Source organism: Kocuria salsicia (assembly GCF_039532055.1).
GTDB classification, from domain to species: domain Bacteria; phylum Actinomycetota; class Actinomycetes; order Actinomycetales; family Micrococcaceae; genus Kocuria; species Kocuria salsicia.
Map to the genome: position 1 here is coordinate 646,805 of NZ_BAAARF010000003.1, position 16,733 is coordinate 663,537.

A 16,733-nucleotide genomic window follows, 5' to 3' on the forward strand; every position below is an offset into this window, starting at 1 on the left:
CGGGGCAGGTGCTCAGACCAGGCGGGTCAGCCAGCCGTGGGTGTCCTCGGCTTTCCCCGTCTGGATGTCGAGCAGCTGCTGTCGAATGGACATGGTCACCTCACCGGGCTGTGCGTCGTCCGGGCCGATGGTCTCGTCGTGGCCCACGAGCTGGCGCACGGGGGCGATCACGGCCGCAGTGCCGCACGCGAAGACCTCCGTGAGGTGACCCGAGCGCACTCCCTCGCGCCACTCGTCCAGGGTGAAGGCGCGCTCCTCCACCGTCATGCCGCGCTCCCGTGCCAGCTGGATGACAGAGTCGCGGGTGATGCCTTCGAGGATGGTTCCGGTCAGCTCCGGGGTGACCAGACGGTTGTCGTCGAAGACGAAGAACACGTTCATCCCGCCGAGCTCCTCGATCGCGTCGTCGCGCTCGGGGTCCAGGAAGACCACCTGGCTGCAGCCGTGGGCGTCCCCCTCCATCTGGGCGACCAGCGACGCCGCGTAGTTGCCGCCGCACTTCGCGGCCCCCGTTCCACCCCTGCCGGCGCGGGCGTAGGTGCGCGAGAGCCAGATGTCCACGGGCTCCACGGAACCGAAGTAGTTCCCGGCCGGTGAGGCGATCACGGAGAACAGCGCCTGCCGGGAGGGGCGCACCCCCAGGAACGGCTCGGTGCCGATCATGAACGGGCGCAGGTACAGGGACTCCCCCTCCCCGGACGGAACCCACTGCTGGTCCTGGACCACGAGCTCTCTGATGGAGTCCACGAAGACCTCCTCGGGCAGCGTGGGCAGGGCAAGTCGCTGGGCGGAACGGTTCAGGCGCGCGGCGTTGGCCTCGGGGCGGAACGTCCACACCGAGCCGTCCGCATGCCGGTAGGCCTTCAGTCCCTCGAAGATCTCCTGGCCGTAGTGCAGCACCGCCGTGGACGGGTCCAGGCTCAGCGGGCCGTAGGGCTGCAACCGGGCGTTGTCCCACCGCCCCACGTTCTCCTGCACGTCCCCCTGCCAGTCGATGCACACCATGTGGTCGGTGAAGTGCTGCCCGAATCCCGGGTTCTCCAGGACGGCCTCGCGCACCTCGTCGGTGGCCGGGTGGGTGTTGAGCTGCTTGACGAATTCTGTGCTCACGGGTGTTCTCCTCTTGCCAACGTGTCCACGTCACCCGTCCGGCGGAGAGGGCAGGAACGCAGTCTTCTTCGTGCAGTATGCCGGGTCGGGCGCGCCCCGCCCAGGATCTGGGCCGCAGCCGGTCTCGGCGGGGGCGGATCTAGATGGCGGGCTCGCCGAGGAGGGCGACGACGTCATCCCCCACCTGGGACGTGCTGCGCGCGCTCGTGCCGCGCAGCTCCAGGTCCCGGCGCACCGCCCGCTCGACCCGCTCGGCCAGGTCCGTGTGGCCCAGGTGCTCGAGCATCATCGCGCCGGCCAGGATCGCGGCGGTGGGCTGGGCGGTGCCGGACCCCGCAATGTCCGGCGCGGAACCGTGCACGGGCTCGAACATGGACGGCGCGGTGCGCTCGGCGTTGATGTTGCCACTCGGCGCGAGCCCGATGCCACCCGTCACTGCCCCTGCCTGGTCCGTGAGGATGTCCCCGAAGAGGTTGTCCGTGACGATCACGTCGAAGCGCGCGGGGTCCGTGGTCATGAAGATCGTGGCGGCGTCGATGTGCATGTAGTCCACCGCGACCTCGGGGAACTGCTCCGCGAACTCGTCCACGGTGCGCTGGTACAGGCGACCGGCGTTGACCAGCACGTTGTGCTTGTGCACCAGGGTCAGCTTCCTGCGCTCGCGGCTCGCGGCGAGCTCGAACGCGTAGCGCACCAGCCGGCGTACACCGTGGGCGGTGTTGACGGAGACCTCGGTGGCGATCTCGTGCTCGGTGCCCGTACGCAGGGTGCCGCCGTTGCCGGCGTAGAGCCCCTCCGTGCCCTCGCGCACGACCACGAAGTCGATCTCTCCCGGATTGGCCAGTGGACTCGTGGTCCCTGGGTAGAGCGTGGCGGGGCGCAGGTTGACGAAGTGGTCGAAGCCGAACCGCAGCTTGAGCAGCAGGTCCCGCTCGAGGATCCCCGAGGGCACCCGCTTGTCGTTGGGTGCGGCACCCACGGCACCGAAGAGGATGGCGTCGTGGCCGCGCAGCCGCTCCATCGTGTCCTCGTTGAGGACCTCCCCGGTCTCGAGCCAGTGCTCAGCTCCGAGCGGGTAGGTGGTCTTCTCGAGCGTGACCCCGGCCGGACTGGTCACGGCGTCGAGCACCTTGACGGCCTCCGCAACAACCTCCGGCCCGATGCCGTCACCGGGCAGAACGGCGATCGAGTGGCTGCGGGCGGGTGCGGGGGCTGTCGTTTCGCTCATGCGCTCAGCCTAGGCACGCCGTGCGCCCTCCATCCACATGCTGAACCGCTGTATCAGATAATGAGACGAAACGGCGGTGGGCACCCGTGACCTGTCCCTGGTGCCCACCCCCACTCCACGGTTGAGCCAAGCTCAGCCCTGCAGCGCCTCCGGCTCCTCGTACCGGGGGAAGACCCCGGAGGGCTTGGGAAGCACGGTGCCCGGCGCGATGCGTGTGCCCAGGGCCTCGAAGCCACGTGCCTCTCCCTCGGGCTGGCCGAGCTGCTCCAGCAGGCGGGACATCGAGCCCGGCATGATCGGCTGCACCAGCAGGGCCACGATCCGCAGCACCTCGGCCGTCACGTACAGCACGGTGGCCATGCGCTCGGGGTCGGTCTTGCGCAGCACCCAGGGCTGCTGAGCGGTGAAGTACCGGTTGGCGGACGCGATGACCCGCCACACGGACTCCAGCCCGCGGTGGAACGCCAGGGAGTCGAACGCGGCCCGGTAGTCCGCCACCACGGCGTCGGCCTGAGCGAGCATCTCCCGGTCCTCCTGCGTGAACTCGCCCGGCTCCGGAACTGTGCCCTCGAGGTTCTTGGCGACCATGGACAGGCTGCGCTGGGCCAGGTTGCCGAGGTCGTTGGCGAGGTCCGAGTTGATGCGCCCGGCGATCGCGTCGTGCGAGTAGTTGCCGTCCTGGCCGAACGGCACCTCGCGCAGCAGGAAGAAGCGCAGCTGGTCCAGGCCGTACTCGGAGACCATGGCGTGCGGGTCGATCACATTGCCCACGGACTTTGACATCTTCTCGCCCTGGTTGAACAGGAACCCGTGGGCGAAGACCTTGCGCGGCAGCTCCAGGCCGGCGGACATCAGGAACGCCGGCCAGTACACGGCGTGGAAGCGCGCAATGTCCTTGCCGATGAGGTGCACGTGCGCGGGCCAGAACTGGCGGAACAGCGGGTCCTCGGTGTCCGGGTAGCCGAGCCCGGTGAGGTAGTTGGTCAGGGCGTCCACCCACACGTACATGACGTGGTCCGGGTTGCCCGGCACAGGAATCCCCCAGTCGAACGTGGTGCGCGAGATCGAGAGGTCCTGCAGCCCCCCGCCCACGAAGGACGCAACCTCGTGGGAGCGCGCCTCCGGCTGGACGAACCCGGTGCGGTACAGCTCCAGCAGGCGGTCCTGGTAGCGGGAGAGCCGGAAGAAGTAGCTCTCCTCCTCCGTCCACGTCAGCTCGGTGCCGGTTCCAATCGAGTAGCGCTGGCCGTCCGCGCGAACCTCGGTCTCGTCCTCGGCGTAGTAGGCCTCGTCCCGCACGGAGTACCACCCGGCGTACTTGTCCAGGTAGATGTCCCCGTTGGCCTCCATCCGCTTCCACAGCTCCTGCGAGGCCGCGCGGTGGTCATCGTCCGTGGTGCGGATGAAGCGGTCGTAGCTGATCCCCAGCTCGTCGTCCATGGCCCGGAAGCGCGCCGAGTTGGTGTCCGCGAGCTCCCGAGGCGTGGCGCCGAGCTGCTCCGCCGTCTGCTGCATCTTCTGGCCGTGCTCGTCCGTGCCGGTCTGGAACCGGGTGTCGAAGCCGTCCAGGCGCTTGAAGCGCGCCAGCGCGTCCGCGGCGATCGCCTCGTAGGCGTGGCCGATGTGCGGGGCCCCGTTCGGGTAGGAGATGGCGGTGGTCACGTAGAAGGGAGTCTGCTCAGTCACCCCACCACTCTATCGACCCCCGGGCACGACGTCGCCGCGGCGCCCTCCGTGGGGAGGGGCGCCGCGGCGAGGTCGTCGGGTCTCAGGCCGCGGCCCTCGCGGGGGCCACGGAACCAGCGCGGATCAGCGCGCGGCCGTGCCCTCGGTGTAGTCCTCGTCCGTCTGCTCCCACGCGAACAGCGAGCGCAGCTTGCGGCCCGTGGTCTCGATGGGGTGCTTCTCCTCCTTGGCGCGCAGCTCGGCGAACTCCTTGCCGCCGGAGGCCTGGTCCTTCATGAAGCGGTCCGCGAAGACGCCATCCTGGATGTCCTTCAGGACGTCCTGCATGCGCTCCTTCACGGAGGGGTCGATCACGCGGGGGCCGGAGACGTAGTCGCCGTACTCGGCGGTGTCCGAGATGGACCAGCGCTGCTTGGCAATGCCGCCCTCGACCATCAGGTCGACGATCAGCTTCAGTTCGTGGAGCACCTCGAAGTACGCGATCTCGGGCTGGTAACCGGCCTCGGTCAGGACCTCGAAGCCGTACTGGACCAGGTGGGACATGCCGCCGCACAGCACGGCCTGCTCACCGAAGAGGTCCGACTCGGTCTCCTCGGTGAAGGTCGTCTCGATGACGCCGGCGCGGGTGCCGCCGATGCCCTTCGCGTAGGACAGCGCGAGCTGCAGGGCCTGGCCGGAGGCGTCGACCTCCACGGCCACGAGGTCCGGCACGCCGCGCCCGGCCTCGAACTCGCGGCGCACGGTGTGGCCCGGGCCCTTGGGGGCAACCATGGCGACGTCCACGCCCTCGGGCGCCTCGATGTAGCCGAAGCGGATGTTGAAGCCGTGCGCGAAGAAGATCGCGTCGCCCTCTTCGAGGTTGTCCTTGATGGACTCGTTGAACACCTGGGCCTGGACCTGGTCCGGGGTCAGGATCATGATGACGTCGGCTTCCTTCGCGGCGTCCGCGATGGACAGCACGCGCAGGCCCTGGGCCTCGGCCTTGGCGCGGGATGTAGAGCCCTCGTTCAGGCCGATGCGGACGTCCACACCCGAGTCGCGCAGGTTCAGCGCGTGGGCGTGGCCCTGCGAGCCGTAGCCGATGACCGCCACGGAGCGGTTCTGGATGATCGAGAGGTCGGCGTCGTCGTTGTAGTAGATCTTGGCCATGAGCTTGCTCTGTCTCCTTGGATAGCGGGTGGGGTTGTGCGTGATCCGCGCTCCGCCGGGCGGCGGAGCCGGGATCGGGTCTGTGGGCGGCCCGCTCGCGCGGCCGCCGGTCAGTGGCGCAGGGCCCTGTCCGACATGGACTTGGGGCCGCGGCCCAGGGCCACGGTGCCGGCCCGGACGATCTCCCGGACTCCAAAGGGCTCCAGGACGTCCAGCAGGGCGTGGATCTTCTCGCGCGAACCCGTGGACTCGATCACCACGGACTCCGTGGAGACGTCCACGATGGTCGCGCGGAACAGGTCCGCCGCCTGCGTGACCTGCAGGCGCGTGCTCGCGTCCGCGCGGACCTTGACCATGATGTGCTCTCGCTGCACCGAGGACTCGGCCGTGAGCTCCACGATCTTGATCACGTTGATCAGCTTGTTCAGCTGCTTGGTGACCTGCTCCAGCAGCTCACCGTCCGCGTCCACCACCACCGTGATGCGCGAGATCCCGGACAGTTCCGTGGGGCCCACGGCCAGCGAGTGGATGTTGAACGCACGCCGGGCGAAGAGCCCTGCCACGCGGGTCAGCACGCCCGGCTTGTCCTCCACCAGAACGGAAAGAGTGTGTCGGCTCATCGATCAGTCCTCCGTGTTCCACTCGGGCGTCATGTTGCGGGCGATCTGGATCTGGTCGTTGGACACACCCGCGGGGACCATCGGCCACACCATCGCGTCCGCCGAGACCACGAAGTCGATCACGACGGGCCGGTCGTTGATCTCCAGAGCCTCCTTGATGGTGGCGTCCACGTCCTCGTCCCGCTCGCAGCGCAGCGCCGCGCAGCCGTATGCCTCGGCGAGCTTCACGAAGTCCGGGACCCGGCGGGAGTTGTGCCCCGTGTTCAGCTCGGTGTTGGAGTAGCGACCGTCGTAGAACAGGGTCTGCCACTGCCGCACCATGCCGAGGGACGAGTTGTTGATGACCGCCACCTTGATCGGGATGTCGTTGATCACGCACGTGGCCAGTTCCTGGTTCGTCATCTGGAAGCAGCCGTCGCCGTCGATTGCCCACACCACCCGGTCCGGCTGGGACACCTTGGCACCCATGGCCGCGGGGACCGCGAAGCCCATGGTGCCCAGCCCGGCAGAGTTCAGCCACTGGCGGGGACGCTCGTAGTCCACGAACTGCGCGGACCACATCTGGTGCTGGCCCACACCCGCCGCGTACACGGCCTCGGGGCCCGTGAGGGCGGAGATCCGCTCGATCACGTGCTGTGGGCTGCCGTGGCCGTCGTCGGTGCTGGTGTAGCCCAGAGGGTACGTGTCCTTGAGCGTGTTCAGGGCGGACCACCACGCCTCGAGGTCGGACGTGCCGGACTCCTCGACCACCTCGCGCACGGCCTGCGTGAGGTCCGGGATCACGTGCCTGAGGTCCCCCACGATGGGCACGTCCGCCATCCGGTTCTTGGAGATCTCGGCCGGATCGATGTCCGCATGGATTACCTTGGCCCCGGGGGCGAAGGTGTCCAGCTGCCCGGTGACGCGGTCGTCGAAACGCGCGCCCAGTGTCACGAGAAGGTCCGACTGCTGCATCGCGAAGACCGCAGGCACCGTGCCGTGCATCCCCGGCATGCCCATGTTCTGCGGGTGCGAGTCCGGGAAGATGCCGCGGGCGGTCAGAGTGGTCACCACGGGGGCGCCTGTGAGCTCCGCGAGCTCCTTGAGCTCGTCCGCGACATCCGCGCGCATGGCGCCGCCGCCGGTGTAGAGCACGGGACGCTCGGCGGCCGCGATCATGCGTGCGGCCTCCTTGATCTGCTTGGAGTGACCGCGGGTCACCGGGCGGTACCCGGGCAGCTCCATGGCCGGGGGCCAGCTGAAAGTCATCGTGGCCTGCTGCGCGTCCTTCGCCACATCCACGAGGACCGGCCCGGGGCGCCCGGTCGAGGCCAGGTGGTAGGCCTCGGTGAGCACGCGCGGGATGTCCTGGGCGTTGGTGACCAGGTACGAGTGCTTGGTCACGGGCATCGTCATGCCCACGATGTCCGCCTCCTGGAAGGCGTCCGAGCCGATCGAGGAGCTGGCCACCTGGCCAGTGATCGCGAGCATCGGGATCGAGTCCATGTTTGCGTCGGCCAACGGGGTGACGAGGTTCGTGGCACCGGGTCCGGACGTCGCGATGCACACGCCCACACGACCCGAGGCCAGCGCGTAGCCCTCCGCCGCGTGGCCAGCCCCCTGCTCGTGGCGCACCAGGATGTGGTTGATCTTCTCGGTGTCCAGCAGGGGGTCGTAGGTCGGCAGGATCGCACCGCCCGGCAGGCCGAAGACGTCCGTCACGCCCAGCTGCTCGAGGGAGCGGATGATCGCCTGGGAGCCGGTCATCTCCTCGGGGCCCACGACCTCCGCCGCGGCGCCCGTCAGCCGTGCCGGGTCCGTCTCCGCGGCCTGGGCGACCGCGGCGGACGGCGCACGTCGCTGTGCCATCACCGCCGGTGAGATCGGCTGGTCCTTGCTCATAGTGCTGTGTCCTTACGTGCTGTGATGTGCGTGGCGCCGAGCGGGGTGGTGCGGGGCGGGAACGAGCGGGTGGGACGTCGTGGTACATGAAAAAGGCCCTGGCCACGGGTTCCGTGGGCTGAGGGCCTGGAGGGTGCGTGCTCGGTACGCCTCAGGCCCGGTGTCCAATGAGGACGACCGGTACGAGGTCAACGAGGGTGCGCAGTGCCGTATTCATGCCCTCATGGTGTGACGTGGGAAACCTCCGTGTCAATCCGCGGACACCCAGTCTCAGAATGTGGACACCAGAATGAGACGGGTGCGAGACACGGCGCCGCACTCGGGCTCCCGGGGCCTCCGGGGCTCAGTCCCGCGGCAGGTCGAGCCGTCCGGGCTGCACCAGGAACTGCGGGCTCCGCCCCTGCTGGAGGGCCTCGAGCTGTTCGAGCACCAGCGTGCGGATGCGGGGCCGGAAGGAGTCGTTCGAGCCACCGATGTGGGGCAGCACGATGGAACCCTCCGCCGCCATCAGCGCGTGGTCACCGGGCAGCGGCTCCGGGTCGACGACGTCGAGCGCGCACCGCAGGCGCCCGGCCGTCACCTCAGCCGTGAGGGCCGCCGTGTCCACCACGGCGCCGCGGCCCACGTTGACCACGAGTGCGCCGTCCGGCAGCAGGGAGAGCATCCACTCCCCCACGAGGTGCTCGGTGGCGTCGTTGAGGGGGAGCGCGAGGACCAGGATGTCGGTGCGCGGCAGGATCTCCTCCAGCTCGGCTACGCCGTGCACGCGCCCGGAGGCATCCTCCCTGGCGCTCGAGGCCACCCGGGTGACCTCCACCTCGAAGGGCTCCAGGCGCGCGATGACGGCCCGGCCGATCTCCCCCGTCCCCACCACTGTGACGCGCGAGTCCGCGAGGGAGCGCGAGAAGTACCGCTCGTAGCGGCCCGCGCGCTGGTTCACGATCGCGCGGTCGAACTCGCGCTGGGCGGCGATCATCAGGCCGAGCGCCACCTCGGCCGTGCCCGCCGCGTGGACCCACCCGCCTGCCGCGAGGGCGACGTCCGGGCCGATCTGCTCCGGCACGCCGTCGTAGCCCGTGGACTGTAGCTGCAGCAGGGCCACGTCGCTCAGCACCGAGGTGTCCTTGCGCCAGCGGTTCGAGTAGTAGGGGGCCACGGCGATGTCCACCTCCTCGCGAGAGCACCCCTCCGGCTCCCCCACGAGGTCCCACAGCACGCAGCGAAAGCCCGAGGTGGCCGCACTGATCTCCTCGAACAGGCGCGGCTCGGGGAGGGAGATCACATGCAGGTCGGTCAGGGCGATGTCCCGGGGCGTGGAATCCATGCTCGGAGTCTACTCAGGCGGCCCTCTCGACAGCCTGCCGCGAGGACGGCATCGCCCCCGGCCCACCCCTGATTTGACTCCCTCCGCGGTGATGCTAAAGTTATTTCTCGTTGCGAGGAAGAAGGCAACGGCGAAAGCAGAAAGCATCTTCCCGAGCGCCATGCGCCTCTAGCTCAATTGGCAGAGCAATTGACTCTTAATCAATGGGTTCAGGGTTCAAGTCCCTGGGGGCGCACCAGCACGAACGACGAAGGCCGAGTCACCGAGGTGACCCGGCCTTCGTCATGTCTCTGTGCCTGTCCAGCACGGCACCCATCCCGCAGAGATTCCGGCACCTGACCAGCGAAGAGGTGGCACCCGCATGGTTCCCGCCCACCAACCGGAGGGCGCGCGCCACGTGCAGACATCAGGTGGGGACACGGTGCAGCAGTGGGCCTGCGAGCGTGCCGACGAGCTGCCCGGCACGGGTCTCGAGCACCCCTTCGGTCCAGCCTGGGACGTGTTCAAGGTGTGCGGCAAGGTCTTCATGCTGCTCACGGAGCTCGGTGGGGAACCGCTGCTCACGCTCAAGGCGAGCCCCCAGGACGCGCGAGCACTGCGTGAGCAGTACGCGGCTGTTACACCGGGTTACCACATGAACAAGAAGCACTGGATCACACTGCGCTCGAGTGCCGAGCTGGACCGCGAGCTCGTGCAGGAACTCGTCACCGAGTCATACCTGCTCGTCCTGGAGGCGCTCCCCCGGCACAGGCGCCCCGTGGACCCCGCCACGTTCGGGGTCACCCCGAGCTGACACGGACGCCGGGTTGGGCTCAGCAGCACCGCTCCGTGCAAGCCCGGGGACAGTGGGAGCGACGGCGCGTGAGGCCCATGGCGCTGACGAGCGAGGAACCGAAGACCTACAAGGCAGAGCCCGGGGCTCCCGTGATCGAGGAACTCGCCACCGACGCGTGCACACCCTCAACAGAGGCCGAGGTGTCTGCTGAGCCGACGTCGGGGTCCTCCTGGACCTCCTTGCGCCACCGGGCTCCCCCGAGTGAGGAGATGATCTCCGCGAGCCGGCGCCGGAACTGCTCGTCAGACTCGTCGCCCGCGCCCAGCAGCCCGCGCTCGAGCCCGGCCGCGTCCTCCAGCACCCGCTCGCCCGCCTGGGAGATGCTCACCACGTGCGAGCGCCGGTCCTGCTCGTTCTTCGACCGGGTAATGTGACCGTGGACCTCCAGGCGGTGCAGCGTCTTGCCCATGGTCTGTGCCTGCACCCGCACCTGGTGAGCGAGCTGCGCCTGCGTCATGCTGCCCTCGGAGCGCAGGACGTCCAGTGCCATGACACCCGCGTGGGTGACGCCGAGCGACGCAAGGTTCTCGTTCCACGCGTGCTCCACGAGTCGCGCTGCCGTGGAGAGCAGTCGGTTCGTAGGCCACTGGTTCCTGTCTTGCATGTGCTGATCATATCCGCACAAAAATTTCCGGAGCATTACAGTAAGTTCGCTGAGCGGTCAATTCCCTGCGGATATACGCAGCATCCGCCCTTGTCGGAGCGGCCTGTCAAGATCTGCTCCGCGGAGATCCTCGCGGCCCGCGGGAACGACTCGACCGAGGGGGACCAGGGACACTCCGAGCACTGCGACGACAGACCGGATCGTCCATGCTCCACGACTGCACTGAACGTGCAGGGCGCATACTGGGGGAACACGTGTCTCCCACGACGGAAGGAATCCACCGTGTCCGCACACCTGTCCCCCGGTGATCCCGCCCCCGAATTCAGCCTGCCGGACGCGCACGGCGAGACCGTCTCGTCGCAGCAGTTGCACGGTGAGCGCGTGGTCCTGTACTTCTACCCGAAGGCGGCGACCCCCGGGTGCACCACCGAGGCGTGCGACTTCCGCGACAGCATGGCCTCCTTCTCCGCCGAGGGCTACCGCGTGATCGGGATATCCCCGGACGCCCCCGCCGCGCTGGAACGCTTCACGACCGCCCAGGAGCTCGGCTTCCCCCTGCTCTCGGACCAGGACCACCGCGTGGCCGAGGCCTACGGCGCGTGGGGCGAGAAGAAGAACTACGGCAAGGTCTACGAGGGGCTCATCCGCTCCACAGTGGTGGTGGACGAGCAGGGCGCGGTGACGCTCGCGCAGTACAACGTGCGCGCCAAGGGCCACGTGGCCAAGCTCCGTCGGGACCTGGGCCTCGACGCCTGAGCCAGCCGGCGTCGACGTCGCCGGCTGGTGCCACACGGCACGGCCCCACCGCGGCCCGGATCCACCCCAGTCGGCCACGGCGACTGGTTAGGATGGGTCACGATCTCGCCGGCCGCGGAGCATCCCCGCGGCCGGCGACTGCGCGAGTGGTGAAACTGGCAGACACGCAGGATTTAGGTTCCTGTGCCTCACGGCGTGCGGGTTCGAGTCCCGTCTTGCGCACCATGCCCAGCCTGCCGAGCGCAGGACTTTCCGACGACGCCAGAAAGGTCCCGATGGCCGCTGAGAACCGCTTCGGCCGGCGCAGCTTCCTGGCCGCCGCCGGTCTCGGGCTGGCACTGTCGGGCTGCTCGAACGCCACGGCCCGCCCGTCCGCCGGCGCATCCGTGCCCAGTGGGCACTTCGTCCTGGCCCACGCGGCCGCGCCCGCCGGTCTGGATCCGTCGCGCCGGAACTCGCAGGAGACCTCCCGGATCTCTGCCCAGATCCTGGAGGGGCTGGTCTCCGCCGACCGCTCCACGGGAGAGCCGGCACCCGGTCTCGCCGAGTCGTGGACCGTCTCGGACGACCGCCGTTCCGTGACGTTCACGCTGCGCCGCGACGTCGTCTTCCACGACGGCTCCCCGCTGGATGCCGAGGCTGTCAAGGCCAACTTCGACAAGTGGCAGGCGCAGGCGGAGTCGGACGAGTCCTGGGCACCGCGCTGCGCGTTCGCCACGACTTTCCGCCACGGCCACGCGAACCCGCAGATCAGCACCGCGTACTCCGGGGTGGAGGCCACTGACGAGCACACGGTGGTCCTGCACCTGACCCGCCCCTACACGGCCCTGCTCTCCGCACTCACCCAGCCGGCGTTCGGGATCGCCTCCCCGGCCAGCATCGCGGACGGCTCCGGGGAGGAGCACCCCGTCGGCACCGGACCCTTCCGCTTCGACTCCGCCTCGGACAGCTCCGTGACCCTGGTGGCCCACGACCGCTACTGGGGACAGCTCGGAGACGTGGGCACGCTCGAGATGCGCGTGGTCCCCGACGCCGACGTGCGCTGCGCGCTGCTGCTCTCCGGCGACGTCGACGCGTACGATCTCGTGGGGCTCGACGCCTTCGGTCCCCTGGCCCGGCAGGGCGTGCAGGTGCTCTACCGAGACCCGTACTCCGTGAGCTACCTCGGCCTGAACCCGAGCGCCACGATCCTGCAAGACGTGAACGTGCGCCGCGCCGTCGCCGCCGCCATCGACCGCGGTGCGATCGCCAAGTCCCTGTTCCCCAACGGCACGAACGTGGCCAACCAGTTCGTCCCGGCCCGGTTCAACGTGGACGGCGACAACCTCCAGATCCCCGGCTACGACCCGCAGCACGCCAAGGACCTCCTCAAGGCCAGCGCGTACAACGGGCAGCGGCTACCCTTCTACTACCCGCGCCACACCTCCCGCATGTACCTTCAGGAGCCCGAGCGCGTGTACGCGCAGATCTCGGCACAGCTCACGCGGGCCGGCTTTTCGATCAAGCCCGTTCCCGTGAACTGGGCGGACGGCTACGCGGACGTGGTCACGGACCCGGAGAAGGGCCACGCGTTCAGCCTGCTCGGCTGGAGCGGCAGCTTCCGGGACCCGGACAGCTTCATGGCGCCGCTGCTCGGGAACCCGGACTCCCGGATGGGCTACTCGGACAACGGGATCATGACGGCCGTCAACCGTGCCGCGATGATGCCGGACGGCGATTCTCGCAGCGCCGCGTACAAGGCCCTCAACAACCGCGTGTCCGACATCGTGCCGGCCGTCCCCCTGTGCCACCCCGTCTCCGCAGTGGCCGTGAACTCCCGCGTGACCTCTTTCCCCCTCACCTCAACGGGTTTCGAGCGCTTCAACGAGCTCCAGCTCGCCTGACCTCGGCCCCACCCGTTGGGACTTGCCCCGGGCGGGCGATACCCTGGACGACGAACGCCAGGGTGCGATGCCGCGCCCATCACGCACGCACGGGAGAAAACGTGACTTCACCTCAGCACACCGAAACCGCCGACGTCGTCCTTGTGGGTGCCGGCATCATGAGCGCCACCCTGGCCACACTGCTCAACGACCTCCAGCCGGAGTGGAAGCTGACGGTGCTGGAGCGCCTGGACGCGGCCGGCCTCGAAAGCTCCAACGCCTGGAACAACGCGGGCACCGGCCACTCCGCCCTGTGCGAGCTCAACTACGCCCCCCAGGCCTCGGACGGCACAGTCAGCGCCACCAAGGCACTGAACATCAACGAGCAGTTCCAGATCACGCGCCAGCTGTGGAGCTCGCTCGTGGAGAACGGCACGCTGGGCGCGCCCAGCACATTCATCAACTCCGTGCCCCACATCTCCATGGTCTTCGGCGACGACCACGCGAACTACCTACGCGCCCGCTACGACGCCTTCAAGCCCCACAAGCTCTTCGAGCGCATGGAGTTCACCGAGGACCGCGAGCAGATCGCGCAGTGGGCTCCCCTGACCATGCACGGCCGCGGTGCCGGGCGCGTAGCGGCAACGTTCGCTCCCGAGGGCACGGACGTGGACTTCGGCTCTCTGACCAACCAGCTGCTGCGCCACCTGGGAGGCCGCGGCGTGAGCATCCAGTACGGCCAGCAGGTCACCACGCTGGAGCGCCAGAGCGACGGCTCCTGGCTCGTGTCCGTGGTGGACCGCCTCAACAGCGACAACAACCGCGTGATCCGCGCGGGCTTCGTGTTCCTGGGCGCGGGCGGCGGTGCCCTGCCACTGCTGCAGAAGTCCAAGATCAAGGAGGCCAAGGGCTACGGCGGCTTCCCCGTGTCCGGGCTGTTCCTGCGCAACACGGATCCCACCGTGACCGCCCAGCACAACGCCAAGGTCTACGGCCAGGCCTCCGTGGGAGCCCCGCCCATGTCCGTGCCCCACCTGGACACGCGCTACGTCAACGGCCGGCGCGCCATCATGTTCGGCCCGTACGGCGGTTTCAAGCCCAACTTCCTCAAGCACGGCTCCCTGCTGGACCTACCCAAGAGCGTGCGCGCGCACAACCTGTACCCCATGACCCGCGCGGGCATGGCCAACCTGGACCTCGTGAAGTACCTGGTGGGCGAGCTGACCAAGACCCGTTCGCAGCGCATCGACGCCCTCCACGAGTACTACCCCACCGCGGAGGAGTCCCAGTGGGAGCTGATCGAGGCGGGCCAGCGCGTGCAGGTCATAAAGCCCGATCCCCAGAAGGGTGGCGTGCTGCAGTTCGGCACGGAGCTCGTGACCAGCGCGGACGGCTCCATTGGGGCCCTGCTCGGCGCCTCCCCCGGCGCCTCGACCGCGGTGCCGATCATGCTGAACCTCCTGACCAAGTGCTTCCCGGCCAAGATGTCCGAGTGGGAGCCCCGCATCAAGGAACTCATCCCCGCCTACGGTGTGAAGCTCAACGACAACCCGGGGCTCGCGGACGAGATCATGGGCCACACCGCCTCGGTGCTCGGCATCAAGTAGATCTCACGCGCTCTTTCGCGGGGGCTTTCGTGCACAGCGTGCGGAGGCCCCCGTTCTCTTTTCCCCGTGCCCCCTTTTCGTGGACAGGCCCCGTGGCTTCGGCCAGAAGTGTGGACACAGGTCATAAGAGAACTGTCAGTACCCTCTCGTAGCATGTAGATAACGCCCATCGGGGGGTGGGCGTTATTAAAGGGGGAAGTATGACGTCAAGGGGGAGTATCGAGGCGTGGGATGCCTTGAGTCGCTGCCATGTCTCCGTCACGCGGGAGCTGCAGCGCGAAGTCGATCTTCGCGGTCTGTCCCGTCGTGAGTTCGAGGTGCTGACAACGCTGCACAGCGCCGACCGTGGGGGCCTGAGGCTGCGAGACCTCAACAGCCACGTGCTGCTGACGCAGTCGAGCCTGTCCCGCATGCTCGAACGTCTCGAGAACAAGGGACTCGTGACTCGCCGTCAGGACTCCCAGGACCTGCGCGGAGTGCGCGTGGCCCTGACCGAGGCCGGGAACCGGCTCCACGACGAGATCTCGCAGGACAATGACCAGAAGGTCGCGGACGTGATGAGCACTGCGCTCGACGCCCAGGAGATCAGGGTCCTCACGCGGCTCAGCGAGCGGATCCACCAGTACGCGCTCTCGCTGTCGCGCTGACACGCGCCTCACATCCGCACCGCGCCCGTGAGTTCTCACGGGCGCGGTGTCGTCGTCCGGGGGCGCGACGGCGCGCGGCGGGGTTCCGCGGCGGCTGGCTTTGGATCCCGTGACTGCGAGCCCGGGGGTTCCATGACGGACGGCAGGGCGGGGAGCGACGTCGTCGCCGGAGCGCGCGAGCGCCGTGACCGTAAGTGCCGGACTGTGGACCGTGAAGTCAGTACACTTCTGGGAGTAATCCCGCTCCGCATCCGTGCCTTCCGCTCCCCGAGAGGATCCCCATGACCGATCAGAACCCGGAGTCCACCGTCCACCGGAAGGACGCCGCTCCGCACCCTGACCACGACTCGAAGCCCGAGTCCCCCCACCAGCTCCAGGGCCGGTCCTGGGGGTACATCTTCAAACGCGGCCTGGCCGAGTTCTCGAAGGACGGGTGCACCGACCTCGCGGCTTCCCTGACGTACTTCGCCGTCCTGTCGATCTTCCCGGCGCTGCTCGCGCTCGTGTCCCTGCTGGGCGTCTTCGGACAGGGCGAGGCCACCACCACCGCGATCCTGGACTTCCTGGACCAGTACGCCCCCTCGGCACTGGTGGAGCTGCTCTCCGGCCCCATCTCCCAGCTCACCACGCAGTCGGGGGCAGGGCTGGCACTGGTCGTCGGCATCGTCGGTGCCCTGTGGACCGCCTCCGGCTACACCGGGGCCTTTGCGCGGGCCATGAACCGCATCTACGAAGTCACGGAGGGGCGCCCCTTCTGGAAGCTGAAGCCGGTCATGCTGCTCGTGACCCTCGTGATGGTCCTGATCGTGGCACTGGTGATGATGATGGTGGTGATCTCGGGCGACATCGCACAGACCCTCGGGGACCTCGTGGGCCTGGGCAGCACCGCCGTGACTGTCTGGAACTGGGCCAAGATCCCCGTGGTCATCCTCCTGCTCGTGCTGCTCATCGCGATCCTCTACTACGCCACGCCCAACGTGAAGCAACCCAAGTTCAAGTGGCTGAGCCCCGGTGCCGCGATTGCCCTGGTGGCCATGGCTGTGGCCGGCCTGGCGTTCGCGTTCTACGTGGCGAACTTCGCCAAGTACAACGCAACCTACGGCGTGATCGGCTCCGTGATCATCCTGCTGCTGGGACTGTGGATCATGAACAACGTGCTGCTTCTGGGCGCGGAGGTGGACGCGGAGATCGAGCGCGTCCGCCAGCTGCAGGGCGGCATTCGCGCGGAGCGAACCATCCAGCTTCCCCCGCGCGACATCACCCAGGCCGAGAAGCTGCAGAAGAAGGAGGAGGAGCTCGAGGCGCAGGGCCGCAAGATCCGGCTGCACACCGAGCACATCGACTACTCCCAGGACTCCTGAGCCGGTTCCGGCACAGCCTGTTCCTCACCGAGGGGCCCACGCGGTGACCACCGTGCGGGCCCC

Annotated in this window: 14 protein-coding genes and 2 tRNA genes; 8 read left to right on the plus strand and 8 right to left on the minus strand. The window is 68.5% G+C overall.

Annotated elements, in window-relative coordinates:
• Window positions 1–12: 12 nt before the first annotated feature.
• The 7 genes from ABD264_RS02840 to ABD264_RS02870 all read right to left on the minus strand — a co-directional run bounded on the left by ABD264_RS02840 (window position 13) and on the right by ABD264_RS02870 (window position 8,998).
• Window positions 13–1,110, minus strand: a complete 1,098-nt coding sequence (locus ABD264_RS02840; RefSeq protein ID WP_144942510.1) for a branched-chain amino acid aminotransferase — start codon at window positions 1,108–1,110, stop codon at window positions 13–15.
• Window positions 1,111–1,249: 139 nt separating this feature from the next.
• The gene (locus ABD264_RS02845) at window positions 1,250–2,338 is read right to left on the minus strand and encodes a 3-isopropylmalate dehydrogenase (RefSeq protein ID WP_344204049.1); all 1,089 of its coding nucleotides are present in this window, start codon (window positions 2,336–2,338) and stop codon (window positions 1,250–1,252) included.
• Between the two features lie 132 nt (window positions 2,339–2,470).
• Complete coding sequence (metG, locus tag ABD264_RS02850; protein WP_144942509.1) at window positions 2,471–4,024, minus strand: methionine--tRNA ligase; 1,554 nt, start codon at window positions 4,022–4,024, stop codon at window positions 2,471–2,473.
• 123 nt (window positions 4,025–4,147) lie between these two features.
• Window positions 4,148–5,173, minus strand: a complete 1,026-nt coding sequence (ilvC, locus tag ABD264_RS02855) for a ketol-acid reductoisomerase (protein ID WP_055083385.1) — start codon at window positions 5,171–5,173, stop codon at window positions 4,148–4,150.
• 110 nt (window positions 5,174–5,283) lie between these two features.
• Window positions 5,284–5,793, minus strand: a complete 510-nt coding sequence (gene ilvN, locus ABD264_RS02860) for an acetolactate synthase small subunit (RefSeq protein WP_055083383.1) — start codon at window positions 5,791–5,793, stop codon at window positions 5,284–5,286.
• A gap of 3 nt (window positions 5,794–5,796) precedes the next feature.
• Window positions 5,797–7,674, minus strand: coding sequence for an acetolactate synthase large subunit (locus ABD264_RS02865; protein ID WP_344204056.1), 1,878 nt, complete (start codon window positions 7,672–7,674; stop codon window positions 5,797–5,799).
• 343 nt (window positions 7,675–8,017) lie between these two features.
• Window positions 8,018–8,998 carry an NAD(P)-dependent oxidoreductase gene (locus ABD264_RS02870; RefSeq protein ID WP_144942507.1) on the minus strand — a complete coding sequence of 327 codons (981 nt, stop codon included), beginning with the start codon at window positions 8,996–8,998 and terminating at the stop codon, window positions 8,018–8,020.
• A 162-nt stretch (window positions 8,999–9,160) separates the two neighbouring features.
• Here ABD264_RS02870 and ABD264_RS02875 point away from each other — a divergent pair.
• Both ABD264_RS02875 and ABD264_RS02880 read left to right on the plus strand, forming a co-directional pair.
• Window positions 9,161–9,236, plus strand: a tRNA-Lys gene (locus tag ABD264_RS02875).
• 123 nt (window positions 9,237–9,359) lie between these two features.
• Window positions 9,360–9,791, plus strand: a complete 432-nt coding sequence (locus tag ABD264_RS02880; RefSeq protein WP_144942506.1) for an MmcQ/YjbR family DNA-binding protein — start codon at window positions 9,360–9,362, stop codon at window positions 9,789–9,791.
• Window positions 9,792–9,897: 106 nt separating this feature from the next.
• Here ABD264_RS02880 and ABD264_RS02885 read toward each other — a convergent pair whose 3' ends face one another.
• The gene (locus tag ABD264_RS02885; RefSeq protein ID WP_144942505.1) at window positions 9,898–10,437 is read right to left on the minus strand and encodes a MarR family winged helix-turn-helix transcriptional regulator; all 540 of its coding nucleotides are present in this window, start codon (window positions 10,435–10,437) and stop codon (window positions 9,898–9,900) included.
• 282 nt (window positions 10,438–10,719) lie between these two features.
• Between ABD264_RS02885 and bcp the strand changes: the two genes are divergently transcribed.
• The 6 genes from bcp to ABD264_RS02915 all read left to right on the plus strand — a co-directional run bounded on the left by bcp (window position 10,720) and on the right by ABD264_RS02915 (window position 16,670).
• Window positions 10,720–11,193, plus strand: coding sequence for a thioredoxin-dependent thiol peroxidase (bcp, locus tag ABD264_RS02890; RefSeq protein ID WP_144942504.1), 474 nt, complete (start codon window positions 10,720–10,722; stop codon window positions 11,191–11,193).
• A 140-nt stretch (window positions 11,194–11,333) separates the two neighbouring features.
• Window positions 11,334–11,418: transfer RNA gene (locus tag ABD264_RS02895), tRNA-Leu, on the plus strand.
• Between the two features lie 50 nt (window positions 11,419–11,468).
• On the plus strand, window positions 11,469–13,076 hold the full coding sequence (locus ABD264_RS02900; protein WP_144942503.1) for an ABC transporter substrate-binding protein: 1,608 nt from the start codon (window positions 11,469–11,471) through the stop codon (window positions 13,074–13,076).
• Between the two features lie 101 nt (window positions 13,077–13,177).
• A complete protein-coding gene (locus ABD264_RS02905) occupies window positions 13,178–14,662 on the plus strand; it encodes a malate:quinone oxidoreductase (protein ID WP_144942502.1) in 1,485 nt (494 codons plus the stop codon).
• Window positions 14,663–14,898: 236 nt separating this feature from the next.
• Complete coding sequence (locus ABD264_RS02910) at window positions 14,899–15,309, plus strand: MarR family winged helix-turn-helix transcriptional regulator (protein ID WP_232300230.1); 411 nt, start codon at window positions 14,899–14,901, stop codon at window positions 15,307–15,309.
• Window positions 15,310–15,590: 281 nt separating this feature from the next.
• The gene (locus ABD264_RS02915) at window positions 15,591–16,670 is read left to right on the plus strand and encodes a YihY/virulence factor BrkB family protein (protein WP_055083368.1); all 1,080 of its coding nucleotides are present in this window, start codon (window positions 15,591–15,593) and stop codon (window positions 16,668–16,670) included.
• Window positions 16,671–16,733 lie beyond the last annotated feature (63 nt).